Annotated in this window: 24 protein-coding genes; 9 read left to right on the top strand and 15 right to left on the bottom strand. The window is 66.8% G+C overall.

Annotation, left to right across the window (positions count from 1 at the left end):
* Positions 1-260: 260 nt before the first annotated feature.
* From gmd to VL15_RS35810, 5 genes are all read left to right on the top strand, one after another.
* Positions 261-1376, top strand: a complete 1116-nt coding sequence (gene gmd, locus VL15_RS35830; RefSeq protein ID WP_048251515.1) for a GDP-mannose 4,6-dehydratase — start codon at positions 261-263, stop codon at positions 1374-1376.
* Positions 1376-2317 (top strand): GDP-L-fucose synthase, encoded by a 942-nt coding sequence (gene fcl / locus VL15_RS35825; RefSeq protein ID WP_155420369.1) that lies wholly within the window; start codon positions 1376-1378, stop codon positions 2315-2317. The genes gmd and fcl overlap by 1 nt, the downstream gene beginning before the upstream one ends.
* Before the next feature lie 191 nt (positions 2318-2508).
* Positions 2509-3480: an NAD-dependent epimerase/dehydratase family protein gene (locus VL15_RS35820; protein WP_048251514.1), complete on the top strand. Its 972-nt coding sequence runs from the start codon at positions 2509-2511 to the stop codon at positions 3478-3480.
* Positions 3481-3491: 11 nt separating this feature from the next.
* Complete coding sequence (locus VL15_RS35815) at positions 3492-4508, top strand: MraY family glycosyltransferase (RefSeq protein ID WP_048251513.1); 1017 nt, start codon at positions 3492-3494, stop codon at positions 4506-4508.
* A 12-nt stretch (positions 4509-4520) separates the two neighbouring features.
* On the top strand, positions 4521-6395 hold the full coding sequence (locus VL15_RS35810) for a polysaccharide biosynthesis protein (protein WP_048251512.1): 1875 nt from the start codon (positions 4521-4523) through the stop codon (positions 6393-6395).
* Positions 6396-6482: 87 nt separating this feature from the next.
* Here VL15_RS35810 and VL15_RS35805 read toward each other — a convergent pair whose 3' ends face one another.
* The 5 genes from VL15_RS35805 to VL15_RS35785 are packed head-to-tail and all read right to left on the bottom strand — an operon-like array spanning position 6483 to position 11920.
* Positions 6483-7589 carry an MraY family glycosyltransferase gene (locus VL15_RS35805; RefSeq protein ID WP_048251511.1) on the bottom strand — a complete coding sequence of 369 codons (1107 nt, stop codon included), beginning with the start codon at positions 7587-7589 and terminating at the stop codon, positions 6483-6485.
* A gap of 27 nt (positions 7590-7616) precedes the next feature.
* The gene (galE, locus tag VL15_RS35800) at positions 7617-8639 is read right to left on the bottom strand and encodes a UDP-glucose 4-epimerase GalE (RefSeq protein WP_048251510.1); all 1023 of its coding nucleotides are present in this window, start codon (positions 8637-8639) and stop codon (positions 7617-7619) included.
* Positions 8640-8654: 15 nt separating this feature from the next.
* The gene (locus tag VL15_RS35795) at positions 8655-9791 is read right to left on the bottom strand and encodes a glycosyltransferase family 4 protein (RefSeq protein ID WP_048251509.1); all 1137 of its coding nucleotides are present in this window, start codon (positions 9789-9791) and stop codon (positions 8655-8657) included.
* A gap of 51 nt (positions 9792-9842) precedes the next feature.
* The gene (locus VL15_RS35790; RefSeq protein ID WP_048251508.1) at positions 9843-10667 is read right to left on the bottom strand and encodes a glycosyltransferase; all 825 of its coding nucleotides are present in this window, start codon (positions 10665-10667) and stop codon (positions 9843-9845) included.
* A complete protein-coding gene (locus VL15_RS35785) occupies positions 10664-11920 on the bottom strand; it encodes a lipopolysaccharide biosynthesis protein (protein WP_048251507.1) in 1257 nt (418 codons plus the stop codon). Before VL15_RS35785 ends, VL15_RS35790 begins: the two co-directional genes overlap by 4 nt.
* 257 nt (positions 11921-12177) lie before the next feature.
* Here VL15_RS35785 and VL15_RS35780 point away from each other — a divergent pair, with 257 nt between their 5' ends.
* The 4 genes from VL15_RS35780 (at position 12178) to waaA (ending at position 17063) form a co-directional block, all read left to right on the top strand.
* Positions 12178-13572: a phosphomannomutase/phosphoglucomutase gene (locus VL15_RS35780; RefSeq protein WP_048251506.1), complete on the top strand. Its 1395-nt coding sequence runs from the start codon at positions 12178-12180 to the stop codon at positions 13570-13572.
* Between the two features lie 174 nt (positions 13573-13746).
* The gene (gene waaC, locus VL15_RS35775) at positions 13747-14742 is read left to right on the top strand and encodes a lipopolysaccharide heptosyltransferase I (protein WP_048251505.1); all 996 of its coding nucleotides are present in this window, start codon (positions 13747-13749) and stop codon (positions 14740-14742) included.
* Between the two features lie 43 nt (positions 14743-14785).
* A complete protein-coding gene (locus VL15_RS35770) occupies positions 14786-15670 on the top strand; it encodes a Kdo hydroxylase family protein (protein WP_048251504.1) in 885 nt (294 codons plus the stop codon).
* A 37-nt stretch (positions 15671-15707) separates the two neighbouring features.
* Positions 15708-17063, top strand: coding sequence for a lipid IV(A) 3-deoxy-D-manno-octulosonic acid transferase (gene waaA / locus VL15_RS35765; RefSeq protein WP_048251503.1), 1356 nt, complete (start codon positions 15708-15710; stop codon positions 17061-17063).
* Between the two features lie 67 nt (positions 17064-17130).
* On the opposite strand, the gene ureG is transcribed toward waaA, so the two are convergent.
* The 10 genes from ureG to urtC form a co-directional block, all read right to left on the bottom strand.
* Positions 17131-17778 (bottom strand): urease accessory protein UreG, encoded by a 648-nt coding sequence (gene ureG / locus VL15_RS35760; protein WP_048251502.1) that lies wholly within the window; start codon positions 17776-17778, stop codon positions 17131-17133.
* A gap of 17 nt (positions 17779-17795) precedes the next feature.
* Entirely contained in the window at positions 17796-18476 is a 681-nt protein-coding gene (locus VL15_RS35755; RefSeq protein WP_048251541.1) for an urease accessory protein UreF, read from the bottom strand.
* A complete protein-coding gene (gene ureE / locus VL15_RS35750) occupies positions 18463-19074 on the bottom strand; it encodes an urease accessory protein UreE (RefSeq protein WP_048251501.1) in 612 nt (203 codons plus the stop codon). Before ureE ends, VL15_RS35755 begins: the two co-directional genes overlap by 14 nt.
* Before the next feature lie 17 nt (positions 19075-19091).
* The gene (ureC, locus tag VL15_RS35745; protein ID WP_048251500.1) at positions 19092-20798 is read right to left on the bottom strand and encodes an urease subunit alpha; all 1707 of its coding nucleotides are present in this window, start codon (positions 20796-20798) and stop codon (positions 19092-19094) included.
* Between the two features lie 38 nt (positions 20799-20836).
* The gene (locus VL15_RS35740) at positions 20837-21142 is read right to left on the bottom strand and encodes an urease subunit beta (protein WP_048251499.1); all 306 of its coding nucleotides are present in this window, start codon (positions 21140-21142) and stop codon (positions 20837-20839) included.
* Between the two features lie 8 nt (positions 21143-21150).
* Complete coding sequence (gene ureA / locus VL15_RS35735) at positions 21151-21453, bottom strand: urease subunit gamma (protein ID WP_006406310.1); 303 nt, start codon at positions 21451-21453, stop codon at positions 21151-21153.
* A 235-nt stretch (positions 21454-21688) separates the two neighbouring features.
* Positions 21689-22567, bottom strand: a complete 879-nt coding sequence (locus VL15_RS35730) for an urease accessory protein UreD (protein WP_048251498.1) — start codon at positions 22565-22567, stop codon at positions 21689-21691.
* A gap of 152 nt (positions 22568-22719) precedes the next feature.
* Complete coding sequence (gene urtE, locus VL15_RS35725) at positions 22720-23412, bottom strand: urea ABC transporter ATP-binding subunit UrtE (protein ID WP_048251497.1); 693 nt, start codon at positions 23410-23412, stop codon at positions 22720-22722.
* Positions 23413-23416: 4 nt separating this feature from the next.
* On the bottom strand, positions 23417-24274 hold the full coding sequence (urtD, locus tag VL15_RS35720) for an urea ABC transporter ATP-binding protein UrtD (RefSeq protein ID WP_048251496.1): 858 nt from the start codon (positions 24272-24274) through the stop codon (positions 23417-23419).
* Positions 24271-25455 (bottom strand): urea ABC transporter permease subunit UrtC, encoded by a 1185-nt coding sequence (gene urtC, locus VL15_RS35715; RefSeq protein WP_048251495.1) that lies wholly within the window; start codon positions 25453-25455, stop codon positions 24271-24273. Before urtC ends, urtD begins: the two co-directional genes overlap by 4 nt.
* Between the last annotated feature and the right edge of the window lies 1 nt (position 25456).

Here is a 25456-nt window from a genome sequence, read left to right as displayed (position 1 = left end):
TGCGGGCAGCAGGATACGGTAGCATATCGGAATCGGCAGGGGCGGCCAGGACGTGGTCGCATGTCGGGTTTGCGCGCGGGACTACGACGGCCTCGTGATGCTTTGGTATGCTGGGAGGAGAGTCGAGGAGGCCTGTGGCTCGCAACAAGTCGAAGGCCTGAGGCGGGCAGGTTGAATCACGAGGCCGTACGAATGCGAATGTTGTTCGTACGGCAAAGTTATTGGATGTTTCACAAAATTTGTTTGGGTAGGTTGAAACGATGAAAAAGGCGCTGATCACCGGTATCACCGGTCAGGATGGTTCGTATCTTGCCGAATTCCTGTTGAGCAAGGGATACGAGGTACACGGCATCAAGCGACGTGCATCGCTGTTCAATACGGATCGGATCGATCATATTTACGAGGATCCGCACACGCAGCACCAGCGGCTCAAACTGCATTACGGCGACTTGACGGATACCTCGAACCTCATCCGGATACTCCAGGAAGTACAGCCGGACGAGGTATACAACCTCGGCGCGCAATCTCACGTTGCGGTGAGCTTCGAGGCGCCGGAGTACACGGCGGACGTCGATGCGATCGGTGCGCTGCGTCTCCTGGAAGGGATTCGCTTCCTGGGCCTGGAGAAGAAGACGCGCTTCTACCAGGCAAGCACGTCGGAGCTCTACGGTTTGGTTCAGGAGACGCCGCAGAAGGAGACGACGCCCTTCTACCCGCGCTCGCCGTATGCAGTGGCGAAGCTCTATGCATACTGGATTACGGTGAACTATCGCGAAGCGTACGGCCTTTATGCGTGCAACGGCGTGCTCTTCAATCACGAATCCGCTCGCCGCGGCGAAACTTTCGTCACGCGCAAGATTACCCGCGGCCTGGCGAACATCGTGCAAGGCCTGGAGTCCTGCCTGTTCATGGGCAATCTCGACGCGCTGCGCGACTGGGGCCATGCGCGCGACTACGTCGAGATGCAGTGGCTGATGCTGCAACAGGAGCAGCCTGAGGATTTCGTTATCGCAACCGGTGTTCAGTACAGCGTGCGGACATTCATCGACAAGGCGGCGGCCCAGCTCGGCATCGAACTCGCGTGGGAAGGCGAGGGTGTCAACGAACAGGGCCGAATCGTATCGGTGGTCGGCGACAAAGCGCCGGCAGTCAAGGCTGGCGACGTGCTGGTCAAGATCGATCCGCGCTACTTCCGCCCGGCAGAAGTGGAAACGCTGCTCGGTGATCCGACCAAGGCCAAGGAAAAGCTTGGCTGGGTGCCGCGCATCACGCTCGACGAAATGGTCGAGGAGATGGTTTCGCACGATCTGGACAAGGCGCGCCAGCATGCATTGCTCAAGCGCGAGGGCTTCAATGTTTCCGTTGGGCGTGAATGATGAAGAGTATCGACAAGGATGCGAAGATTTTCGTCGCCGGGCATCGCGGGATGGTCGGTTCTGCGTTAGTGCGTTGCCTTGAGGCGCGTGGATACGCCAACATCCTGACGCGTACCCGTAACCAGCTGGATCTTCTTGATCAGACGGCGGTGCGCGAGTTCATGCGCGAGGAGCGGCCCGACTACGTATTTGTCGCGGCGGCGAAGGTCGGCGGCATTTACGCGAACAACACGTATGGCGCGGACTTCATCTATGAGAACCTCGTCGTCGAGACGAACATCATCGACAGTGCGCATCGCGCGGGTGTCGATCGGCTCTGCTTCCTGGGTTCCAGTTGCATCTATCCGCGTGAGTGTCCGCAGCCGATCCGGGAGGAATACCTTCTGACCGGTCCACTCGAACCGACGAACGAACCGTATGCGATCGCGAAGATCGCCGGCGTGAAGATGTGCGAAAGCTACAATCGTCAGCACGGGCGCCACTACGTGTCAGTCATGCCGACGAACCTGTACGGCCCGAACGATAACTACGACCTGAACAACAGCCATGTTCTGCCTGCACTGATCCGCAAGGCGCACGAGGCGAAAGCACGAGGCGATAACGAGTACGTGGTGTGGGGGTCGGGCAGGCCGATGCGCGAGTTCCTCTACGTGGACGATCTCGCGGCCGCATGCGTGTTCCTGATGGAGCAGGGAATTGCCGAGGGTTTGTATAACGTCGGAACGGGCGAGGACGTGACGATTCGCGAGCTCGCGGCAACGGTGATGAGCGTTGTCGGATTTGACGGTCGCATCGTCTTCGACGCAAGCAAACCGGACGGCACGCCGCGCAAGCTGCTCAATGTTGATCGTATGCGCGCGCTTGGCTGGCAGGCGCAAACGTCGCTGCGCGACGGGATTGCGGCGGCCTATACGGATTTCCTGAGCCGGTCGGCTGCTTGATATGACGAACCGCGGTCGCGCATGGAGCAGTCGGGAACGCATCGACCGATCCAGGACATGCGGCGGCGCTTGCTTCGCCGCTTGTTTCGCACCCCCGTGGCGTCCGGGCATGTTGGCCCGCCGCTGTGCGGTTTGCGGCTCGTCGGGCGACGCCGATGCATTCGGGTGTCTCGCCGTTTCCCGTTGACGACATGTCTCGAGTGATTCTAGTGACGGGAGCCAATGGCTTCGTCGGTCGGGCGGTGTCTCGGGCATTGCTTCTGCGTGGCGAACAGACCGTCGGGTTGGTTCGTCATGCGCAAGGTCCGTCCGGTATCGGGCGCGAGTGGATCCACGATCGGCCCGATTTTGTGGACATCGATCGGGCCTGGCCGCCAGGGCCAGGGTTGCAGTGCGACGCGGTAATTCATCTGGCCGCACGCGTGCACGTGATGCGCGATCATGCCGCCGAGCCACTCGACGCGTACCGTGCGACGAACGTGCAGGGTGCGCTTCGCGTTGCCCGGGCGGCGCGCGCAGCAGGTGCCGCGCGATTCGTATATGTGAGCAGTATCAAGGCCGTTGCGGAGAGCAGCTCGGGGCGGCCGCCGCTCTCCGAGCACGATGCCCCGCTCCCGCTGGATCCGTACGGAATTTCGAAGCTTGAAGCCGAGCGCGCGCTCGCCGACTATGGTCGCGAATCGGGCATGGAGGTCGTGGTCGTTCGGCCTCCGCTCGTCTACGGGCCGGGCGTACGGGCCAATTTTCTGAGCCTGATGGGTGCGCTGTCCAAGGGGATGCCGTTGCCGCTGGGGGCAGTGTCTGCGCGTCGTAGCATGATCTTCGTCGACAATCTCGCCGATGTCCTGGTGCAGTGCGCGCTCGATCCACGTGCAGCAGGTCAGACATTTCACGTTGCCGACGCGCGCGATTTGTCGGTGGCGGAACTTGTGGTGAAGCTGGCGGCGTGTCTGAATGCCCCCGCGCGCGTCATTCCTGTCCCGGTTTCCTGGTTACGATTGGCCGGCCGCCTGACGGGGCGCACGGCACAAGTCGAGCGTTTGGTCTGCGAGCTGCGGCTGGATTCCCGTCACGTGCGGGATGTGCTCGGCTGGTACCCGCCGTGCGATATCGAAGACGGTCTGAGCCAGACCGCGGCGTGGTATCGTTCGCGGGATCTTTGACAATAGGCAACATGCATCTCGCGATTACCACGTGGTTTGCGGCACTCGCGGTGGCAGTGGCCGCCGCAGCCGCGTCGACGATGATCCTCCGGGCGTTGCTCGCCACCGGGCTGGCGTGGCGGCTCGCGACGGATATTCCGAACGACCGTTCGCTGCATACACGTCCGACCCCGCGTGTCGGCGGCTGGGGCATTGTGCCGGTGAGCGTCGTCTTGCTGCTGTGGCTCGCGCCGCAGATGTGGTTGATCGCTGCTGCTGCTACGAGCCTGGCGGCCGTGTCGCAGATCGATGACCGGCGCGGGCTGCCCGCGCGTGTGCGGTTCGCCACGCATCTGATTGCGGTCGTTGCGCTGATCGTCGCCTATCCGGCCGCCGCCCCGTGGTGGTTCCTCGCGGGCGCGGGTTTCATGATGGTTTGGCTGATCAATCTGTACAACTTCATGGACGGTGCGGACGGCCTTGCCGGCGGAATGGCGGTGCTTGGATTCGGCGCGTATGCTGCCGCGGCGCTCGGCGGTTCGCACTTGGCACCGGAACTCGCCGCGGGCAGCGTGGCGATCGCGGGCGCCGCGTTCGGCTTTCTGCTGTTGAATTTTCATCCGGCCCGGCTGTTTCTAGGCGATGCGGGCTCGATTCCGCTCGGCTTCCTTGCCGGCGCGCTCGGTTATTGGGGCTGGCGCGAAGCGATCTGGGGCGTGTGGTTTCCCGCCACGGTATTCGCCCCCTTTATTGCTGACGCATCTGTAACACTATCGAGACGTTTGTTACGGGGAGAAAAATTTTGGCAAGCGCACCGGGAGCATTATTATCAGAGAATGGTTCGCCTTGGCATCGGTCATAGGCGTACCGCCGTTTACTGGTACCTCATCATGCTCGCAGGCATAATTGTTGCGTTGTGGGCTGTGGGGCGTCCCACACTGCAGCAGTGGTTGTCATGTGTTGCATGGTATGGCGTTCTCATGTGTATCGGGTTCACAATCGACATCCGCTGGCGCCGGGTTCAGACGGCCTCCAATAACAATTCTTGAGGTCTGCCACCGATGTTGCGATCCAAAGCATCATGGCTTTCGCTGAGCGCTTTCCTGTTTGACCTGACGGCGGTTTCCGCCGCATGGTTGTTCGCTTATCTCATTCGTTTCAACGGTAGCGTACCGTCCGATTTCATGGGTGGAGCGCTGAAAGCGCTCGTCTGGGTCCTTCCCGTGTACGCGCTGATGTTCCACGTATTCGGCCTGTATCGCGGGCTGTGGGTGTTCGCGAGCCTGCCCGATCTGATGCGCATCGCGAAGGCGGTTGGCGGCGGCGGCGTGATCGTGATGATCGGCGCGGTGATGTTCCAGCCGGTGCCGATCATTCCGCGCTCGGTGCTGCTCGTGTCGCCGTTGATGCTGTTCCTGGCGATGGGCGGCGCACGCGCGCTGTATCGCGCGACGAAGGAGTATTACCTGTACGGCGGGCTGGTCGGGAAGGGCAAGCCGGTGCTGGTGCTCGGCGCGGGCACGGCCGGCGCGAGTCTCGCGCGCGAACTGTCGCGCTCCGGCGAATGGCGCCTCGTCGGCCTGCTCGATGACGACGTCACCAAGACGGGCCGCGAGGTCTACGGCTACAAGGTGCTGGGCTCGTTCAACGATCTGAAGCACTGGACCGACGCGATGAAGGTCGAATACGCGATCATCGCGATTCCGTCGGCGTCGGTCGAGACCCAGCGTCGCGTCGCGACATTGTGCGTGCGGGCCGGCATAAAGGCGATGGTGCTGCCTTCGCTGACCGCGCTGATGCCGGGGCAGGGCTTCCTGTCGCAGGTGCGGAACATCGATCTCGAGGATCTGCTGGGCCGCGACGCCGTGACGATCGACACGCCGCACGTCGAGGCGCTGCTGCGCGGCCGCGTCGTGATGGTGACGGGGGCGGGCGGCTCGATCGGCTCCGAGCTGTGCCGGCAGATCCTGCGCTTCGAGCCGGCGCAGCTCGTCGCGTTCGACCTGTCCGAATACGCGATGTACCAGCTGACCGAGGAACTGCGCGAGCGCTTCCCCGACTTGCCGGTCCTGCCGATCATCGGCGACGCGAAGGATTCGCTGCTGCTCGATCAGGTGATGTCGCGCCATGCGCCGCACATCGTGTTCCATGCGGCCGCCTACAAGCACGTGCCGTTGATGGAGGAGCACAACGCATGGCAGGCGCTGCGCAACAACGTCCTCGGCACGTATCGCGTGGCCCGCGCGGCGATCCGCCACGACGTGCGTCACTTCGTACTGATCTCGACCGACAAGGCCGTCAATCCAACCAACGTGATGGGCGCGAGCAAGCGCCTCGCCGAAATGGCCTGTCAGGCGTTGCAGCAGACGAGCGGGCGCACGCAGTTCGAGACCGTGCGCTTCGGCAATGTGCTCGGCAGTGCAGGCAGCGTGATCCCGAAGTTCCAGCAGCAGATCGCGAAGGGCGGCCCGGTGACGGTCACGCACCCGGAGATCACGCGTTTCTTCATGACGATCCCGGAAGCGTCGCAGCTCGTGCTGCAGGCGTCGAGCATGGGGCATGGCGGCGAGATCTTCATTCTCGACATGGGCGAACCGGTGAAGATCGTCGATCTCGCGTGCGACCTGATCCGCCTGTACGGCTTCTCGGAAGGCCAGATCCGCATCGAGTTCACCGGGCTGCGGCCGGGCGAGAAGCTCTACGAGGAGCTGCTGGCGGACGACGAGGCGACGACGCGCACGCCGCACCCGAAGCTGCGGATCGCGCGCGCACGGGAAGTGCCGGACAATTTCCTCGACGAGTTGCTGCCGTGGCTGATGCAGCATCGCGTGCTGCCCGACGACGAAGTGCGCCGCGACTTGCGGCGCTGGGTGCCGGAGTATCAGACGGCCGCGGTTCCGGCGCTGAAGAGCGTGCGGGTCGCGTCGAATCGCTGACGGCCCTGCGGCCGCTGCACGGCGGCCGAGCCGCCCAAAAGAAAAGCGCCCCGAGGGGCGCTTTTTTCATACCGGGCCGTGAACGGCTCAGTGGCTGCGCCGCTCCTTCCTCACCACCATCCACCTCGGCGCCCTGAACCGCACGATGCTGATATACAGCCACACATAGGTCAGCGCGAACAGCACGACGAACACGAACAGGTGCACCGTGTGCCGCCAGAACAGCGTCGCGGGGATCACCGCGACGAGGCACAGCAGCCACAGGTACGGCGACGTCAGCGAATTGCGGCGCGTCAGGTCGTGCGCGTGCTTCGTGCCGACGGCCCAGCGCATCAGCCGCTTGTACACGAGCATGTGCAGGTGCACGCCGTCCGGGATGCCGGGCGACATCCCGCGGATGAATTTCTTCCGGTAGATCGAGAAGCAGGTCTCGAAGATCGGGTACATGAACAGCAGCACCGGGTACCACGCGGATACCTCGCGATTGCGCATCACGAGCATGATCGCGAGTTCCGCGAGCATGAAACCGATGAAATACGCGCCGCCGTCGCCGAGAAAGATCAGTCCTGCCGGGAAATTCCACAGGAAGAAGCCGAGCACGGCGCCCATCATGATGATCGACGCGGACATGACGACCGGGTCGCGGACCTGGAACGCGACGTACGCGAGCGACGCGAACATCATGAAGCTGACCATCGACGCGAGCCCGTTGAAGCCGTCGATGATGTTGATCGCATTCGCGAGCGCCGCGACCGCGAGCACGGTGACGAACGCCGAAATGGCCACGTAGTGCAGCAGGAAATCGAGCGGCGGCACGCTGATGCGTGTGACGGAGATATCCATCAGCCAGAACGCGAGCGCGGCCGCGCCCATCGTGCAGAGCAGCCGCGCGCGCGGCGACACGCGCTTGGTCAGGTCCTCGACGAGGCCGGACAGGAACGCCGGCAGCCCGCACGCGGCAATGCCCAGAATGCTGCCGGCGATCGTCGGATAGCGCCGCGACAGGATCAGCGCGGCAATGACGACCCCCGCGAGGATCCCGATGCCCCCGACCCGCGGCACGGGCCGCACGTGGAATTTCTGCACGCCGGCCAGGTCGCTGTCGATCGAGAATTTCTCGTGAAGGTGCGCGTAGCGCACGATGAACAGCGTGACGAGCAGGGAGACGATGAAGCCGGACGCGAAGCTGAGCATGGGATCGCTCGAAAAATGGACAGCGGATTATACAAAACCGCGCGGGTTCCCCTGCTGCCATCGCCAGTGGTCGGCACACATTTCTTCAATACCGAGCGTCGCGCGCCAGCCGATGATGTCGGCCGCGGCCTGCGGGTTCGCGTAGCACTCGGCGATATCGCCCGGGCGGCGCGCGACGAGCTCGTACGGCACCGGGCGACCCGACGCCTTCTCGAACGCGCGCACGACTTCCAGCACGCTGTAGCCTTGCCCGGTGCCGAGGTTCACGATGAAGCTCGCGTCGCGCTTCGCCAGCGCGTCGAGCGCGGCGATGTGCCCCTTCGCGAGATCGACGACGTGGATGTAGTCGCGCACGCCCGTGCCGTCCGGCGTCGGATAGTCGGAGCCGAACACGCGCAGCTTTTCCAGCTTGCCGACCGCGACCTGCGCAACATACGGCATCAGGTTGTTCGGGATGCCGGCCGGATCCTCGCCGATCAGCCCGCTCGCATGCGCGCCGACCGGGTTGAAGTAGCGCAGCGTCGCGATCCGCCACGACGGGTCGGATACCTCGAGATCGCGCAGGATCTGCTCGGCGATCAGCTTCGACTGGCCGTACGGGTTCGTCGCGGACAGCGGGAACGATTCGTCGATCGGCGAGCGCTCGGGCACGCCGTACACGGTCGCGGACGAGCTGAACACGAACTGCCTGACTTTGCGCTCGCGCATGACCTTGAGCACGGCGAGCAGGCCGCCGATGTTGTTCTGGTAGTACTCGAGCGGCTTCGCGACCGATTCGCCGACGGCCTTGAGCGCCGCGAAATGGATCGTGCCGGTGATCGGGTGCGCGTCGAACACCTTCGCGAGCGCGGCCTCGTCGCACACGTCGACCTGGTGGAACGCGGGCGTCTTGCCCGTGATCTGCGTGATGCGCCGCACGGACTCGGACTTGCTGTTGACGAGGTTGTCGACGATCACGACGTCGTAGCCGTTGCCGAGCAGCTCGACGGCCGTATGCGAGCCGATATAGCCCGCTCCGCCGGTGACGAGGATGGTGCCTTTAGCGGTCATTGCTGATGCGCTCCTTCAGAGGGTGATACCGGTTAACGAATGGATGGTACGCCGGTAGCGTTCGACGACCTGCTGCTCGTCGAATTCCGCCGTGACCTTCTGCCGGCCGCGTGCGCCCATCGCGTCGCGTCCGGCCGTTCCGAGTTCGATCATGCGAAGCAGTTGCTCCGCGAGGCTCGCGCTGTCGCGCACGCGGCACAGGAGGCCCGTTTCGCCGTCGGCGACGACGTCGCGGCAGCCCGGCACGTCGGTCGCGACGATCGGGCGGCCCATCGCCGATGCTTCCATCAGCGTGCGCGGCACGCCTTCGCGGTACGACGGCAGCACGACGCAGTCGGCCGCCGCGATATGCGGGCGCACGTCGTGCGCCTCACCGAGATATTCGACGATGCCTTCGCCGACCCACGCGTCGACATCCGCGCGGCCGATCGCGCTCGGATTGTCGACGCCGAGCGGCCCGAGCAGCTGGAAGCGCGCGTTCGGGACGCGGGCACGCACGATGCGCGCGGCCTCCACGTATTCGCGCACACCTTTGTCCCACAGCAGCCGGCCGATCAGGATGAAGACGGGCGCGTCGCCGGCGGGCAGCGGCACGGGCGCGAACTGTTCGAGATCGACGCCTTCGCCGTGCAGCAGCCGTGCGCGGTCGGGATGCGCGAGCAACTGCTCGTCGGTGAAGGTCGCGAGATCGTCGCGGTTCAGGAACCAGACTTCACGCGGGAAGCGGAACGCGAACCGGTACAGGCGCTTCGCGACGCTTGCCGCGCGGCTTTTCTGGATGAATACGTAACCGAGCCCCGTCGTCACAGCGATCGACGGCACGCGCGCGAGCCACGCGGCGACCGAGCCGTAGATGTTCGGCTTGATCGTGTAATGGAACACGAGACCGGGCTTCAGCGCGCGATAGTGACGCACCAGTGCGACGAGCGTGCCGAGATCCTCGCGCGGGCTTGTGCCTTTCGAGGCGACCGCGAGCGCCACGTAGCGGCAGCCCATCTGCTCGAGCAGCGGCACCGTGCGGTCGTGCGGCGCGATCACGATGACCTCAGCGCCGCGCGCGACGAGCGCACGGATCAGCCCCTGGCGATACGTGTAGATCGCCCAGGCCGTGTTGCAGACGAGCGCGATGCGCAGCGGGGAGGTGGCGGACATGAAAAAATTGAAAAATAAAGCGTCGAAAATGCCGGATGTGCCGAATGGTCGTCAGGCGGACGGCCGCGCGGCGAACAGCGTCTGCTTGATCCGCTGCAGCGTGCGGTACGGCGTCACGAAATGCAGCAGGTTCTTGGCGAGACCGGCCCAGTCGTACGGGTTCAGCGCGTTGAAGTGGCTCAGCAGCAGCGTGAGCGTCGACACCAGCTGGCGCCGGCGCTTGGTCGCACTGATCCCGCCCTCGTTAAGCTCGTAATACAGGCCGAGTTCGGGCAGGTTCGCGCAATCGTAGCGTTGCATTAACCGCAAAAAAAGATCGAGATCCTCGGCCGCGCGGTATTTCGCACGATAGTTGCCGACTTCGCGCACGGCGTCGATGCGCAGCATGACCGACGGATGCACGAGCGGCGAACGCAGGAAGCGCGTGCGGCGCAGCGTGCGCGGATCGGCGGGCGGTGTCAGCATGAAGCGCGGCTCGCCGGCGCGCGACACGACCTGCGTCCACATGCCGACGCAGGCCACGCGCGGGTGGGCGCCGAGATACGCGCGCTCCTTCGCGAGGCGCTGCGGCGCGGCGAGATCGCCGGCGTCGATGCGGGCCGCAAAACGGAAGCCGCGTGCCGCGAGCGCGTCGATGCCGGCCGCGAGCGCGCGCTCGATGCCGACGTTCTCCGGCATGCGCAGCACCTCGATCGCGAGGCCGGGCAGGTCGGGCGCGACGATCGGCGGCGTGCTGCCGTCGTCGACGATCAGCACCTGCACGGGCGCGTCCTCGCGAAACGACACGAGGGTCCGAACGACGTCGTCGTGCCCGTTGTAGGCCGGCATCAGCACGGCCACGTCGTCGAGCGGGGGCGGGCAATCAGGGGACGTCATGGTCGCAGCTTGAAACGGATGTAATAAAAATTGACGGCGGCGGCGGCCAGGTAGCCGGCCGCCAGCCCGACGAGCGCGCCGTACAGGCCGAGCCGCTGGATCGCGAACAGGTTGACGAGCGCGGCGATCGCGAGCGCGAGCAGCCATTTCGACAGCAACACGAATTTTGCTTGATATTTGAGAACGATAAGATTGCCTATCGCCTCGATGCCGGCCGGCACGGACAGCCAGACGGCCCAGCGGAAGATGTCGACCGAGGCTTCGTAGCCGCGGCCGAACACCTTGCCGACGATCAGCGGGGCGGCCGCGTCGAGCACGAGCGCGCCGGCCGTCATCAGGCAGGCCGTCATCGCGATCAGCCGGACGATGTTGCGGCGCAGCCGCGCGACGTCCTGCACGCGGTAGACGAATGCGGGCGCGATCGTCTGCGCGAGCATCAGCGCGAGCATGATCCAGTTCTCGTTGAGCTGCTGCGCGGCCGAATAGCGGCCGAGATCGGCGAACGACACATGGCGCTCGAGCATCAGGCGGTCGAGCTTCAGGAACAGGTACATGCAGATGAGGCCGAGCCAGAACACGGTGCCGGCCGTCGCAAAGTGCCTGAACAGCGGTTTGTCGAACGTCCAGCCGAACGCGCCGCCGTTACGATGCCGGTAGTACAGCAGCAGCGCGAAGCCGATTGCCGCGGCTTCGAGCGCCCACAGCCACGCGAAGCGCGCGGGGCCGGCGGCCGCGCGGACCAGCAGCCAGACGAGCAGCGCCTTCGCCAGCGCGGTGACCATGCTGGTGACGAGCTGCGGCTTGCTGTAGGTCATGCTCTGCAGCCACGCGTTGATCACGCCGACGAACGGCTCGCGGAACACCATCGTGACCGCCAGGCCCGCGAGCATCGCGCCGACCAGCGGATCGAAGGCGCCCGCGGCGATCGCGATCCAGGTCGCGGCGAGCGCGGCGACCGAAACGGCGATGCGCAGCGCGAACGCGCTGCCGAGCACCGCGCCGAGCTGGGCGGGCGGGCGCTGGACGATGGTCGGGACGAGGATTTCCGCGCCGCACACCCAGGTGAGCGGCGCCAGTACCAGGAGAAGCGTATTCGCATACTGCCATTTGCCGAACACATCCGGCCCGAAATAACGGGCCAGAAGACCGCTGATCGCGATCGCGACGCCGATCTGCGTGAGCCGTTCGAGCCCCAGCCAGACGAGGTTCGCGACGGCCTTCGCGACATCCGGGTTGCCGAAGCGCTTCAGCATGCGGAGCGACCGGGCACGCACAGGGCGGCCGGCAGGGCGCGCGGAGGCTGCGGGTTGGCGGCGGCGGGACGGCTAGGCATTAAAATGGGCGACATGCGCGTCATCAAAACCCGCGATTATAAGTGGGATCGGGGTCGCTCCAGCCGTTCCGCTCCGTGTCGTGCCGGGACCGGCATGTATCATGCGCGGCACCGGCGAGACGCGGTCAGGCACGCCAGACAATTTTCCATGCACGCAACTGAGAGAGAAGAGAATCGATGATCTCCCAATCCATCTTCAAGGCATATGACATTCGTGGCGTGGTCGGCAAGACACTCGACGTCGATACGGCGCGCGGGATCGGCCGGGCATTCGGCAGCGAAGTGCGTGCGCAGGGCGGCGACGCGGTCGTCGTCGCGCGCGACGGCCGCCTGTCCGGGCCGGACCTCGTCGGCGCACTCGCCGACGGCCTGCGTGCGGCGGGCGTCGACGTCGTCGATGTCGGCATGGTGCCCACGCCGGTCGGTTATTTCGCGGCGAGCGTGCCGCTCGCGCTGAAGGGCGGCGAGCGCCGCGTCGATTCGTGCATCGTCGTCACGGGCAGCCACAACCCGCCCGACTACAACGGCTTCAAGATGGTGCTGCGCGGCGCCGCGATCTACGGCGAGCAGATCCAGGCGCTGTACCGCCGTATCGTCGACGAACGCTTCGAAACGGGCAGCGGCACTTATGAGCAGGTCGACGTGGCCGATCAGTACATCGCGCGCATCGTCGGCGACGTGAAGCTCGCCCGCCCGCTGAAGCTCGTCGTCGACGCCGGCAACGGCGTCGCGGGCCCGCTCGCGACGCGCCTGTTCAAGGCGCTCGGCTGCGAACTCGTCGAGCGCTTCACCGACATCGACGGCACGTTCCCGAACCACCACCCCGATCCCGCGCACCCGGAAAACCTGCAGGACGTGATCCAGGCGCTGAAGGACACCGATGCCGAGCTCGGCTTCGCGTTCGACGGCGACGGCGACCGCCTCGGCGTCGTCACGAAGGACGGCCAGATCATCTATCCGGACCGCCAGCTGATGCTGTTCGCGGAAGAAGTGCTGTCGCGCAACCCGGGCGCGCAGATCATCTACGACGTGAAGTGCACGCGCAACCTCGCGCAGTGGGTGAAGTCGAAGGGCGGCGAGCCGCTGATGTGGAAGACGGGCCACTCGCTCGTGAAGGCGAAGCTGCGCGAGACGGGTGCGCCGCTCGCCGGTGAAATGAGCGGCCACGTGTTCTTCAAGGATCGCTGGTACGGCTTCGACGATGGCCTTTACACGGGCGCGCGTCTGCTCGAGATCCTGACGAAGACGGCCGACCCGAGCGCGCTGTTGAACGGGCTGCCGGACGCGATGAGCACGCCCGAGCTGCAGCTCTGGCTCGACGAGGGCGAGAACTTCCGCCTGATCGACAAGCTGCAGAAAGAGGCGAAGTTCGACGGCGCCGAGGAAGTCGTGACGATCGACGGCCTGCGTGTCGAGTACCCGGACGGCTTCGGCCTCGCGCGTTCGTCGAACACGACGCCGGTCGTCGTGATGCGTTTCGAATCCGAGACGCAGGAAGGGCTCAAGCGCATCCAGGAAGACTTCCGCCGCGTGCTGACGGCCGCGAAGCCGGACGTCAAGCTGCCGTTCTGAGTGTTGGCGGCCTGCGGGCCGCTGGCGGTGCGACAGCTGATTCAGCGGTCGCACCATCTCCAAAAAGCGGCGCACGCCACAGGCGTGCGCCGCTTTTTGCCTGTCTGGACCCCCGAGCGCGATAAAATCGCTCCTTTATGTCTGTCGCCGGCTGCCAGCCGGCGTTTTTTCAGCGTGCAAAAGATCCTGATCGTGCGCGTGTCGTCGCTGGGCGACGTCGTGCACAACATGCCGGTGATCGCCGATATCCGGCGCCGCCATCCCGATGCGCAGATCGACTGGCTCGTCGAGGAAAGCTTCGTCGACCTCGTGCGGCTCGTCGACGGCGTGCACGACGTGCTGCCGTTCTCGCTGCGCCGCTGGCGCAAGAAGCCGTTCGCGGGGGCCACGTGGCGCGAGATTCGCGCATTCCGCAAGCGTCTCGCGGCCGAGCAGTACGACCTCGTGATCGACTGCCAGGGTCTCATCAAGACGGCCTGGGTCGCGAGCTGGGCGCGCGGCCCGCTCGTCGGGCTCGGCAACCGCACCGACGGCGCCGGCTACGAATGGCCCGTGCGCTTCTTCTATCGCAAGCGCGTGCCGATCGCGCCGCGCACGCACGTCGTCGAGCGCTCGCGGCAACTCGTCGCGGCCGCGCTGGGCGACCCGGCGCCGACGCCGGCCGATCCTGTCGATTTCGGCCTCGACACGCGCGCGGCGGCGCTTGCGGTGGCCGCGCTCGGCCTGAACCTGCCGGTGCCGTACGTGGTGTTCGTCCATGCGACGTCGCGCGCCGACAAGCAGTGGCCGGACGCCGCCTGGATCGAGCTCGGCCAGGCGCTCGTGCGACGCGGTGCGTCGCTGGTGCTGCCGTGGGGCAACGACGCGGAGCGCGCGACCAGCGAGCGGCTCGCGAAGGAGTTCGGCGCGGCGGCGATCGTGCCGCCGAAGCTGTCGCTGCCGGCCGTGGTCGGGCTGATCGACGGCGCGGCCGCGACGGTCGGGGTTGATACAGGTCTGGTTCACATCGCGGCCGCGCTGAAGCGTCCGACGGTCGAACTGTACAATTTCGCGACGGCCTGGCGGACCGGCGGCTATTGGTCGCCGAACGTCGTCAATCTCGGCACGGCGGGGCAGCCCCCGTCGATCGCGCAGGTGAAGTCGGCGCTCGCGGGCTTCGGTCTCCTGTAATGCCCGCCATGCTTGCCATGCCTGCCACACACGCGAACCGAACATGAGCGAATCCCAGATCATCGAAGTCCCGTCCGCCGACTGGAGCGGACACAACCTGTCGGCGCCGCGCGAGCAGTTGCTGGCCGCGGTCGAGGCAGGCAAGGTGCTGTATTTCCCGCACCTGCGCTTCGCGATCGAAGGCGGCGAGGAAGCGCTGCTCGATCCGGCGCTCGCCGATCCGAAACGCAAGAACATCAGCCTCGCGCCGAACGGCGGCGCGCTCGCCGGCGTGCTCGGCGACAGCGTCACGCAGTCGGCCGTGCGCGCGCTCGTCGCGCGCTTCCAGCAGCAGGCCGGCACGCTCGTCGACGGCCTGTTTCCCGAATACCGCGGCAAGCTGCGCGTCGCGCCGACGAGCCTGCGGCTGATGCAGGTCGAGACGCGCCAGACGTCGTGGCGCAAGGACGACAGCCGGCTGCACGTCGACGCGTTTCCGTCGCGGCCGAATTACGGCGAGCGCATCCTGCGCGTGTTCACGAACGTGAACCCGGCCGGCGTGCCGCGCGTGTGGCGCGTCGGCGAGCCGTTCGAGGACGTCGCGAAGCGTTTCCTGCCGCACATCCGGCCGCAGTTGCCGGGCGCCGCGTGGCTGCTGAACCTGCTGCACGTGACGAAGTCGCCGCGCAGCACGTACGACCACCTGATGCTGAACCTGCACGACAGCATGAAGGCCGATCTCGACTACCAGAAAACGAGCCCGCAGCAGACGATGCCGTTTCCGCCGGGTTGCGTGTGGATATGTTTCTCGGACCAGACTTCGCACGCTGTGATGTCCGGCCAGTTCATGCTCGAGCAGACGTTCTTCCTGCCGGTCGATGCGATGGTCCGCCGCGAATGCGCGCCGCTCGGCATTCTCGAGCGCCTGCAGGGCAGGGCGCTGGTTTGAGCGCACACCTGCTTCGATTCAATCCGGAGGCTGCCGCATGCTGAGGGCGATCTATCGCGCACTGTGGTGGCTCGTCGCGCCTGTCGCGGTCATCCGGCTTTACGTGCGTTCGCGCAAGGAGCGCGGCTACCGCGAGCACATCGGCGAACGCTTCGGTCACGTGGCCGGCCGCTCGCGCGACGACCGCGCGCCGCTGATCTGGGTGCATGCGGTATCGGTCGGCGAGACGCGCGCCGCGCAGCCGTTGATCGATGCGCTGATGCACGCGCGCCCCGATGCGCGCATCCTGCTCACGCACATGACGCCGAGCGGCCGTGCGACCGGCGTACAGATCTTCGGCGATCGCGTGTTGCGCTGCTACCTGCCGTACGACATGCCCGGCGCGGTGCGGCGTTTCCTGCACGCATGGCGGCCGACACTCGGCCTCGTGATGGAAACCGAGGTGTGGCCGACGCTGATCGACGAGTGCCGCCGCGCGGACGTGCCGCTCGTGCTGACCAATGCGCGGATGTCCGCGCGTTCGTTCCGGCGCGCGGCGAAGTTCGGCACGGCGACGCGCGACGTATTCGGCGGCTTCTCGCGCGTGCTCGCGCAGAGCCCGGCCGATGCGGAGCGGCTGACGTCGCTCGGCGCGCGCAACGTGACCGTGCTCGGCAACCTGAAGTTCGACATGACGACGCCGCAGGAGCTGGCGGCGCGCGGCCATGCGTGGCGCGATGCGATCGGCGCGCGGCCCGTGTGGGTCGCCGCCAGCACGCGCGAGAACGAGGAGGCGCTGGTGCTGCAGGCGTTCGCGGCGATGCGCACGCCCGGCGCGCTGCTGGTGCTGGTGCCGCGTCATCCGCAGCGTTTCGCGGAGGTCGAGGCGCTGGTCGAGCGCAGCGGGCTCAAGTGCATGCGACGCTCCACGTGGGCGGCCGACACGGCCGCGCTCGCGGCCGGCCACCCGGCCGCCGAAGCGCTGCCGGAGGACGTGACGGTGCTGCTCGGCGATTCGATGGGTGAGCTCGGCGCGTATTACGCGGCCGCCGATATCGCGTTCATCGGCGGCAGCCTGCTGCCGCTCGGCGGCCAGAACCTGATCGAAGCATGCGCGGTCGGTGTGCCGGTGCTGATGGGGCCGCACGTGTTCAACTTCACGCAGGCGACCGCCGATGCGGTCGCGGCCGGTGCGGCACTGCAGGTCGAGGATCCGCTCGATCTCGCGCACGTGCTCGACGCGCTGTTCGCCGACAAGGCGCGGCGCATCGCGATGGGCGCGGCCGGGGCGGCGTTCGCGTCGCGTCACCGCGGCGCGACCGCGCGCACGGTCGACGTGCTCGCGGCACTGCTGCCGCCCGCCGAACGCGGCGAGCGCGCGATGCAGGACGGGCAGGACACGTCCGACAAATAAGACGGCATGCGGCGCCATGCCGCGCGGGCAGGCGTGGCGGCTTCGTGTGCCGCCGCGCCGTTCACGCTCAGACCGTCAGCAACCCCTTCTTCTCGATGAACGCGATCACGTCGGCGACGCCGTCGAGCGCCTTCAGGTTCGTCATCACATAAGGCCGCTCGCCGCGCATCTTCTTCGTGTCGGACGCCATCACGTCGAGGTTCGCGCCGACCAGCGGCGCGAGATCGGTCTTGTTGATCACGAGCAGGTCGGACTTCGTGATGCCGGGGCCGCCCTTGCGCGGAATCTTCTCGCCGCCCGCGACGTCGATCACGTAGATCGTCAGGTCCGACAGCTCGGGGCTGAAGGTTGCCGCGAGATTGTCGCCGCCCGATTCGATGAACACGATGTCGGCATCGGGAAAGCGCGACAGCATCCGGTCGACGGCCTCGAGGTTGATCGACGCATCCTCGCGGATCGCCGTGTGCGGGCAGCCGCCCGTCTCGACGCCCATGATGCGCTCCTCGGGCAGCGCGCCCGCAACCGTCAGCAGCCGCTGGTCTTCCTTCGTATAGATGTCGTTCGTGATCGCGACGAGGTCGTACTTGTCGCGCATCGCCTTGCACAGCATTTCGAGCAGCGTGGTCTTGCCGGAGCCGACGGGGCCGCCGATGCCGACGCGCAGCGGCGGCAGTTTCTTCGTGCGGCGGGCGGAGGAGGAAGCAGGAGCGTTCATGGCGAGTAGCGTCGTATTCAGGAGCGGAACAACCGCGAGTACTGGGTTTCGTGCCGCGCGGACAGGATGCCGAGCTGCGGCGCGAACGTGTTGATGGCATCGGGCGGCGTCGCGAGCGCACGGCGCACGGCCGCATCGATCGCGCCGCGCAGTGCGACGATGATGCGCTGCCCGGCGAGCTGGCCGAGCGGCACGGCCTTCAGCGCGGCCGACGTCTGGTTCTCGACCCAGCCGAATGCATACGCGGCGAGTGTCGCGTCGGCGCTGGCGTCGTGCGCGGCGGCCGCGTACGCGAACGCGGTCGGCAGCGCGACCGGCGACAGCGACGCGAGCGTCGCACGGCGCGCGGCATCGCCCCATTCGAGCGATGCGCAGAGTTGCGCGAGCGACCAGCCCATCTGTTCGGTCTCACGGCGCAGTTCCGCCGATTCGCGGCTGGCGACATACCACGCGTTCTCGGCGGCGAGCGCCGGCGCATCGTGCGCGTGCCAGCGCGCGAGCTGGTGTGCGAGAAACGGCAGCTCGCCGTGCGCGAGCACGTCGGTCAGGCCGCTCGCGATCCAGTCGCGCGCGGAATCGGCGTCGCGGATCAGGTTCGCGTCGAGCGCGGCTTCGAAGCCCTGCGAATAGCTGTACGCGCCGATCGGCAGCGCCGGCGACGCGAGGTGCAGCAGCGCGACGAGTTCAGTGGTGGTCATGGCCATGGCCGTGCGCGTATCCGGGACCATGTTGATGATCGTGATCGTGATCGTGATCGTGATCGTGATCGTGATCGTGCCCGTGGTGTTCGCCGAACACCTGCTGCGCGAGTGCGTAATCCTCGGCGAACGTCGCGTCGTGCCCGTGCTTGTGGCCGCCGCCGTAGGCGCCGGCTTCCGGCTGGAACGGCGCGTTTGCTGTTTCGACCTGCGTGCCGAGGCGGCGCAGCATGTCCGCGAGCACGGGATCGGCTTCGAGCTTCAGGTAGCCGTCGCCGATCTCGACCGGCGTGTGACGGTTGCCGAGGTGGTACGCAGCGCGCATCAGCGTGAGCGGATCGGCCGCGCGCACGAGCAGCACGGCTTCGGGCGCGGCGGCGACGCGCACGAGCGCGCCGTCGTCGGCGACGAGCACGTCGCCGTCGCGCAGCACGGTGCCGCGCGGCAGCAGGACCGCGACGTCCTCGCCGGTGTCGAGCGTCGCCGCGAGGCGGCTCTTGCAGCGGGCGTCATACGCGAGCGTGAGCGTCGGTGCGCGCGCAACGAGCGACGCGGCGAGTTTCACGTTCGGGGCAATGCGTTTGTCGAGGGTGCGCATGGAGCGAAAACCGGAAATCAGAACAGGAAGTAGCGCTGCGCCATCGGCAGCACCGTCGCCGGTTCGCAGGTGAGCAACTGGCCGTCGGCGATCACGTCGTAGGTTTCGGGGTCGACGCTGATCGACGGGCGCCACGCGTTGTGGATCATGTCGGCCTTCGTCACGTTGCGGCAGTTGCGTACGGGCACGATCTGCTTCGCGAGGCCGTAGCGTTCCGCGATGCCCGCGTCGGCCGCCATTTGAGACACGAAGGTCAGCGACGTGCGCGCGAGCGCACCGCCGCGCGTCGCGAACATCTCGCGGTAGTGGACGGGCTGCGGCGTCGGGATCGACGCGTTCGGGTCGCCCATCTGCGCGACCGCGATCATCCCGCCCTTCAGGATCATCGACGGCTTGATCCCGAAGAACGCGGGCTCCCACAGCACGAGGTCGGCCCACTTGCCGGGCTCGATCGAGCCGACTTCGTGCGCAATGCCGTGCGTGAGCGCCGGGTTGATCGTGTACTTCGCGACGTAGCGCTTCGCGCGGAAGTTGTCGTTGCGCGCGCCGTCCTCGGGCAGCGCGCCGCGCTGCACCTTCATCTTGTGTGCGGTCTGCCAGGTGCGGATGATCACCTCGCCGACGCGGCCCATCGCCTGCGAATCGGACGACAGCATCGACAGCGCGCCGAGATCGTGCAGGATGTCCTCGGCCGCGATCGTCTCGCGGCGGATCCGCGATTCGGCGAACGCGAGATCCTCGGCGATCGACGGATCGAGGTGATGGCACACCATCAGCATGTCGAGATGCTCGTCGAGCGTGTTGATCGTGTACGGGCGCGTCGGGTTGGTCGACGACGGCAGCACGTTCGCCTCGCCGCACACCTTCAGGATGTCGGGCGCGTGGCCGCCACCCGCGCCTTCGGTGTGGTACGTGTGGATCGTGCGGCCCTTGAACGCGGCGACCGTCGATTCGACGAAGCCGCCTTCGTTCAGCGTGTCGGTGTGGATCGCGACCTGCGTGTCGGTGTCGTCGGCAACCGACAGGCAGTTGTCGATCGCGGCGGGCGTCGTGCCCCAGTCCTCGTGCAGCTTCAGCCCGATCGCGCCGGCCGCGATCTGCTCGACGAGCGGTTGCGGCAGGCTTGCATTGCCCTTGCCGAGGAAGCCGAGGTTGATCGGCCAGCCGTCGGCGGCCTGCAGCATTCGCTCCATGTGCCACGGCCCCGGCGTGCAGGTCGTCGCGTTGGTGCCGGTGGCCGGCCCCGTGCCGCCGCCGAGCATCGTCGTGACGCCGGACGCGAGCGCCTCGTCGATCTGCTGCGGGCTGATGAAGTGGATGTGCGTGTCGATGCCGCCAGCCGTCACGATCAGTCCTTCGCCGGCGATCACTTCCGTCGCGGCGCCGATCGCGATCGTCACGCCCGGCTGGATGTCCGGGTTGCCGGCCTTGCCGATCGCGGCGATGCGGCCGTGCTTGATCGCGATGTCGGCCTTCACGATGCCCCAGTGATCGAGGATCACCGCGTTCGTGATGATCGTGTCGGGCACGTCGGCGGCCACGCGCTGCGACTGGCCCATGCCGTCGCGGATCACTTTCCCGCCGCCGAATTTCACTTCCTCGCCGTAGGTCGTGAAGTCGCGTTCGATCTCGATCAGCAGTTCGGTATCGGCGAGCCGGACGCGGTCGCCCGTCGTCGGCCCGAACATTTCCGCGTACGCGCGGCGGCTCAAGCGTAGTGTCATGTCGTGCTGTTCCTGAAGAGACGGACGTGAGGCTTCGCTCAGAGCGGCCCCATCACCTTGCCCTGAAAACCGTAGACGGCGCGATCGCCCGCGAGTGCGACCAGTTCGACGGTGCGCGTCTGGCCTGGCTCGAAGCGCACGGCCGTGCCGGCCGCGATGTTGAGCCGGAAGCCGCGTGCGGCCGCGCGGTCGAACGACAGTGCGTCGTTGACTTCGAAGAAGTGATAGTGCGAGCCGACCTGCACCGGGCGGTCGCCGGTGTTCGCGACGACGAGCGTCAGCGTTTCGCGGCCCACGTTCAGTTCGTGGTCGCCGTCGTCGGTGAGGATTTCGCCGGGGATCATGCGTTGCCTCACGGAATCGGATGATGGACGGTCACGAGCTTCGTGCCGTCGGGGAAGGTCGCCTCGACCTGGATGTCGGGAATCATCTCCGGCACGCCGTCCATCACGTCGTCGCGCGTGAGCAGCGTCGTGCCGTAGTGCATCACCTCGGCGACGGTCTTGCCGTCGCGCGCGGCTTCCATCAGCGCGGCGGTGATGAAGGCGACCGCCTCCGGATAGTTGAGCTTCAGGCCACGCGCGCGACGGCGTTCGGCCAGCAGCGCCGCCGTGAAGATCAGCAGCTTGTCCTTTTCTCGGGGAGTCAGTTTCATGAAGGCAAACGTTCAGGAAAACGTAATTTTATCGGTGCGCACGCAGCCGGGCGCACGCGCGGTTCATCGTAGCACCGCGCTGTTTTGCGTGCGGCGTGTATAAGTTATGTAAGCAGCAAGGCGCGTGCCATGCTCTTGGCGGGCGGTGCGATGCGCGTTCGCGGTGCGCGGTGCATGAACGGCGTGCACCGCTGGATGCGGCGCTGCGCCGAAACGGTGCGTCGGACGAACGGGATCAGGTTTGCCAGAGGCGCAGCGGCCGTGCGTCGACGCCGTGCACGATCGGCCGCAACTGCAGCCAGCATTCGATGAAATGGCGCTGCAACGCTTCCATCGACGTCGACAGCGCGCGCACGAGCACGACGCCGGGCGTGACGCAGGTCGCACCCGCGCGCAGCGTGTCGTCGAACGGCATCCGCGCGGCGAGCGATTCGGCGAGCGCGGCGTCGCACGCGGCGCCGGCGGCCCACAGCGTGCCGTACGCGGGAAAGCCGGCCAGGCCCTGCAACGCGCCGCGCAGCGGATCGTGCGCGTCGAGCAGCGCGCGCTCGGTCCACAATGGCCGGCCGTCGGCATCGACGAGCGCCGAGGTCGACGCGATGCGGCCCGCCGACCAGGTTTCGCCGGCCGCCTGCCGGCCGAGCTGCGTCGCATCCCAGCCGATCGCGCTCGCGCCCGCGCCGAGCGTCACCGTGAAGTCGAGCGATGCGTGCGCCGCGTCGAAGAACAGGTTGTTCTGCGGCAGCCAGTCGAGCTTCGCGTTCTCACCGACCGTCATGCCGATGCGCTGTGTCGCATCGAGGCCGTTCGACTTGTACCACTTGGTCGCGCCGGGCGTCGTCAGCACCGCGTGCGTGCCGTCGCCGAGCGCGATGTCGATGTCGAGCCGGTCGCCACCCGCGACGCCGCCCGGCGGGTGGACGATCACCGCGTGGCAGATCGCGTCGCCCTCCGGGTACAGCGGCCGCTGCACGCGCAGCGGTCCGTCGTGCAGCCGGTGCACGAGCGTCGTGCGCGCGCCGTGCCGTTCGAAGCCGAGTTCGAGGCGGCCACGCCACGACTTGGCGACGGCGGCGGGGCGGGACAGCGGGGCGTGGGAATCGGGGGCGGACATCGGCTGCGAACGGAAAACGTGGCGGACGGAGGAAAGCGGACGCGAAGAACGTGGATGCTACCGGAACAATAATGCAGATGCCGCGTTCGGTGAAAGGGCCGGTATCGGTCGAACCGCGAACCGGCCGCCCGTGCCCGCTGCCGCGCCGCGTCTCACACCGCGATCAACTCGCGCACGCCGTTCGTTTCCATGTCGCGCGCGTCGCCGCCCGCGACGATCTCGCCGCGGCTCATCACCCAGTACTGGTCCGCGATCGAGCGCGCGAAATCGTAATACTGCTCGACGAGCAGCACCGTCATCCCCGATTCGTCGACCAGCTGGCGCAGCGTGCGGCCGATGTCCTGGATGATCGACGGCTGGATGCCCTCGGTCGGCTCGTCGAGGATCAGCAGCTCCGGCTCGCTCATCAGCGCGCGGCCGATCGCGAGTTGCTGCTGCTGGCCGCCCGACAGGTCGCCGCCGCGCCGCGCGCGCATGTCCTTCAGCACCGGAAACAGGTCGTAAATGCGGTCGGGCACCTTCGACGGCGCTTTCCGGCTCGCCGCGCCGACGAGCAGGTTTTCCTCGACGGTCAGCCGCGGAAAGATGTCGCGGCCCTGCGGCACGTACGCGAGCCCTGCGGCGACGCGCGCATACGGCGGCATCGTGCCGAGCGCGGTGCTGCGCCACGACACGGTGCCGCTTTTCGCGGCGACGACACCCATCAGGCAGCGCAGCAGCGTGCTCTTGCCGACGCCGTTGCGGCCGAGCAGCACGGTGAGCTTGCCGTCGTCGGCGGCAAGGCTCACGTTGCGCAGGATATGGCTGCCGCCGTAGTACTGGTTCAGTGCATCGATCTTCAGCATCGCATCATCGTCCGAGGTAGGACCCGATCACCGCGTCGTCGCGCTTGACCTGGTCGAGCGTGCCTTGCGCGAGCACCGCGCCTTCGGCCATCACCGTCACGCGGCCCGTGTCGCCCGCGAGCGCCGCGACGAAATCCATGTCGTGCTCGACGACCATCATCGAGCAGGTGCCGCGCAGCGTGTTCAGCAACTCGGCGAGTTCCATCGTCTCGTGGTCGGTCATCCCGGCCGCCGGCTCGTCGAGCAGCAGCAGCGCGGGGCGCTGCATCAGCAGCATGCCGATCTCGAGCCGCTGCTTCTGCCCGTGCGACAGCTCGCCGGCCGCGCGAAACGCGTGGCTTTCGAGGCCGATCAGCGCGAGCGTCTCCTCGATCTTCGCCTGCGCCGAGCGGTCGAGCCGCGCGCGCAGCGACGCGAGCCAGCCCTTGTCGGTCTGCATCGCGAGCTCGAGGTTTTCCCACACCGGATGCTGCTCGAACACGGTCGGTTTCTGGAACTTGCGGCCGATGCCCGCGCGCGCGATCTCGGGCTCGCTCATCCGCGAGAGGTCGAGCGTCTGGCCGAGAAACACGTTGCCCGAATCGGGGCGCGTCTTGCCGGTGATGACATCCATCATCGTCGTCTTGCCCGCGCCGTTCGGGCCGATCACGCAGCGCAGCTCGCCCGCGTCGATCGCGAGCGACAGCTTGTTCAGTGCGCGAAAGCCGTCGAAGCTCACCTCGATATCCTCGAGGTAAAGGATCGTGCCGTGCGACGTGTCGATGCCGGGCGGCACGACGCGGCCCATCGATGCAGTGCCGCTGACGGCCAGCAGCTCGTCTTCCGGCGGCGGCGTGAATTGGTAGAGGGCGGTTCCGTTCAAGCGCGTTTCCCCTTCGCGAGCACGGTTTCGACGAGGCCCATGATCCCGCGCGGCAGCAGCAGCGGCACGAGCACGAAGATCAGGCCGAGGAAGAACAGCCAGTACTCGGCGAAGTACGCGGTAAACAGGCTCTTCGCGCCGTTCACCGCGAATGCGCCGACGATCGGCCCGATCAGCGTGCCGCGCCCGCCCACCGCGACCCAGATCGCCATCTCGATCGAGTTGCCGGGCGACATCTCGCCGGGGTTGATGATGCCGACCTGCGGCACGTACAACGCGCCGGCGATACCGCACAGCACGGCCGACACGGTCCATACGAACAGCTTGTACGCGAGCGGGCTGTAGCCGAGGAACATCAGCCGCGTCTCGCCGTCGCGCACCGCGGTGACGACGCGCCCGAGCTTGCTCGTGACGATCGCGCGCGCAGCGACGAACGCGAGCACGAGCGTCGCGAACGTCAGCAGCAACAGCACCGTGCGCGTGCCGGGCGACGTGACCGGAAAACCGGCGATGCGCTTGAAGTCGGTGAAGCCGTTGTTGCCGCCGAAGCCTGTCTCGTTGCGATAGAACAGCAGCATCGCGGCGAACGTCAGCGCCTGCGTGATGATCGACAGGTACACGCCCTTCACGCGCGAGCGGAACGTGAAGAAACCGAACACCCATGCGAGCACGGCCGGTACCAGCACGACGAGTGCAAGCGCCCACGCGAGATGCTGCGTGCCGCTCCAGTACCACGGCAACTGGTGCCAGTCGAGAAACACCATGAAGTCGGGCAGGTCGCTGCCGTACTTGCCGTCGCGGCCGATCTCGCGCATCAGGTACATGCCGATCGCATAACCGCCAAGCGCGAAGAACAGCCCGTGGCCGAGGCTCAGGATCCCGCAGTAGCCCCAGACGAGATCGAGCGCGAGCGCGGCGATCGCGTAGCACATCAGCTTGCCGGCGAGCGTCATCGCGTAAGCGGACAGATGGAACGCGCTCGATTCGGGCGCGACGAGCGCGGCGAGCGGCACGCCGATGCCGATCGCGATGCACAGCGCGACGAGCGCGAGCCACGCGCGGCGCGACAGCAGCGCGGGGCGCGGCGGCAGGCCGAGCGCGAAACCGTCTGCGGTGCGAGCGGAGGAGGGCGGGGTAGCGGCGGCCGGGCGATCCGGCAGCGTATCGATGAGGGTAGTCATG

The sequence above is a fragment of the Burkholderia cepacia genome (assembly GCF_001039005.1).
GTDB lineage: Bacteria > Pseudomonadota > Gammaproteobacteria > Burkholderiales > Burkholderiaceae > Burkholderia > Burkholderia theae.
The sequence above is the reverse complement of the archived record's forward strand: the minus strand, read 5'-3'. Positions and strand labels throughout refer to the sequence as shown.

Coding starts and splice junctions, on each gene's coding strand:
- gmd (WP_048251515.1), top strand. CDS start 261: ATGAAAAAGGCGCTGATCACCGGTATCACCGGTCAGGATGGTTCGTAT.
- fcl (WP_155420369.1), top strand. CDS start 1,376: ATGAAGAGTATCGACAAGGATGCGAAGATTTTCGTCGCCGGGCATCGC.
- VL15_RS35820 (WP_048251514.1), top strand. CDS start 2,509: ATGTCTCGAGTGATTCTAGTGACGGGAGCCAATGGCTTCGTCGGTCGG.
- VL15_RS35815 (WP_048251513.1), top strand. CDS start 3,492: ATGCATCTCGCGATTACCACGTGGTTTGCGGCACTCGCGGTGGCAGTG.
- VL15_RS35810 (WP_048251512.1), top strand. CDS start 4,521: ATGTTGCGATCCAAAGCATCATGGCTTTCGCTGAGCGCTTTCCTGTTT.
- VL15_RS35805 (WP_048251511.1), bottom strand. CDS start 7,589: ATGCTCAGCTTCGCGTCCGGCTTCATCGTCTCCCTGCTCGTCACGCTG.
- galE (WP_048251510.1), bottom strand. CDS start 8,639: ATGACCGCTAAAGGCACCATCCTCGTCACCGGCGGAGCGGGCTATATC.
- VL15_RS35795 (WP_048251509.1), bottom strand. CDS start 9,791: ATGTCCGCCACCTCCCCGCTGCGCATCGCGCTCGTCTGCAACACGGCC.
- VL15_RS35790 (WP_048251508.1), bottom strand. CDS start 10,667: ATGACGTCCCCTGATTGCCCGCCCCCGCTCGACGACGTGGCCGTGCTG.
- VL15_RS35785 (WP_048251507.1), bottom strand. CDS start 11,920: ATGCTGAAGCGCTTCGGCAACCCGGATGTCGCGAAGGCCGTCGCGAAC.
- VL15_RS35780 (WP_048251506.1), top strand. CDS start 12,178: ATGATCTCCCAATCCATCTTCAAGGCATATGACATTCGTGGCGTGGTC.
- VL15_RS35770 (WP_048251504.1), top strand. CDS start 14,786: ATGAGCGAATCCCAGATCATCGAAGTCCCGTCCGCCGACTGGAGCGGA.
- waaA (WP_048251503.1), top strand. CDS start 15,708: ATGCTGAGGGCGATCTATCGCGCACTGTGGTGGCTCGTCGCGCCTGTC.
- ureG (WP_048251502.1), bottom strand. CDS start 17,778: ATGAACGCTCCTGCTTCCTCCTCCGCCCGCCGCACGAAGAAACTGCCG.
- VL15_RS35755 (WP_048251541.1), bottom strand. CDS start 18,476: ATGACCACCACTGAACTCGTCGCGCTGCTGCACCTCGCGTCGCCGGCG.
- ureE (WP_048251501.1), bottom strand. CDS start 19,074: ATGCGCACCCTCGACAAACGCATTGCCCCGAACGTGAAACTCGCCGCG.
- ureC (WP_048251500.1), bottom strand. CDS start 20,798: ATGACACTACGCTTGAGCCGCCGCGCGTACGCGGAAATGTTCGGGCCG.
- VL15_RS35740 (WP_048251499.1), bottom strand. CDS start 21,142: ATGATCCCCGGCGAAATCCTCACCGACGACGGCGACCACGAACTGAAC.
- ureA (WP_006406310.1), bottom strand. CDS start 21,453: ATGAAACTGACTCCCCGAGAAAAGGACAAGCTGCTGATCTTCACGGCG.
- VL15_RS35730 (WP_048251498.1), bottom strand. CDS start 22,567: ATGTCCGCCCCCGATTCCCACGCCCCGCTGTCCCGCCCCGCCGCCGTC.
- urtE (WP_048251497.1), bottom strand. CDS start 23,412: ATGCTGAAGATCGATGCACTGAACCAGTACTACGGCGGCAGCCATATC.
- urtC (WP_048251495.1), bottom strand. CDS start 25,455: ATGACTACCCTCATCGATACGCTGCCGGATCGCCCGGCCGCCGCTACC.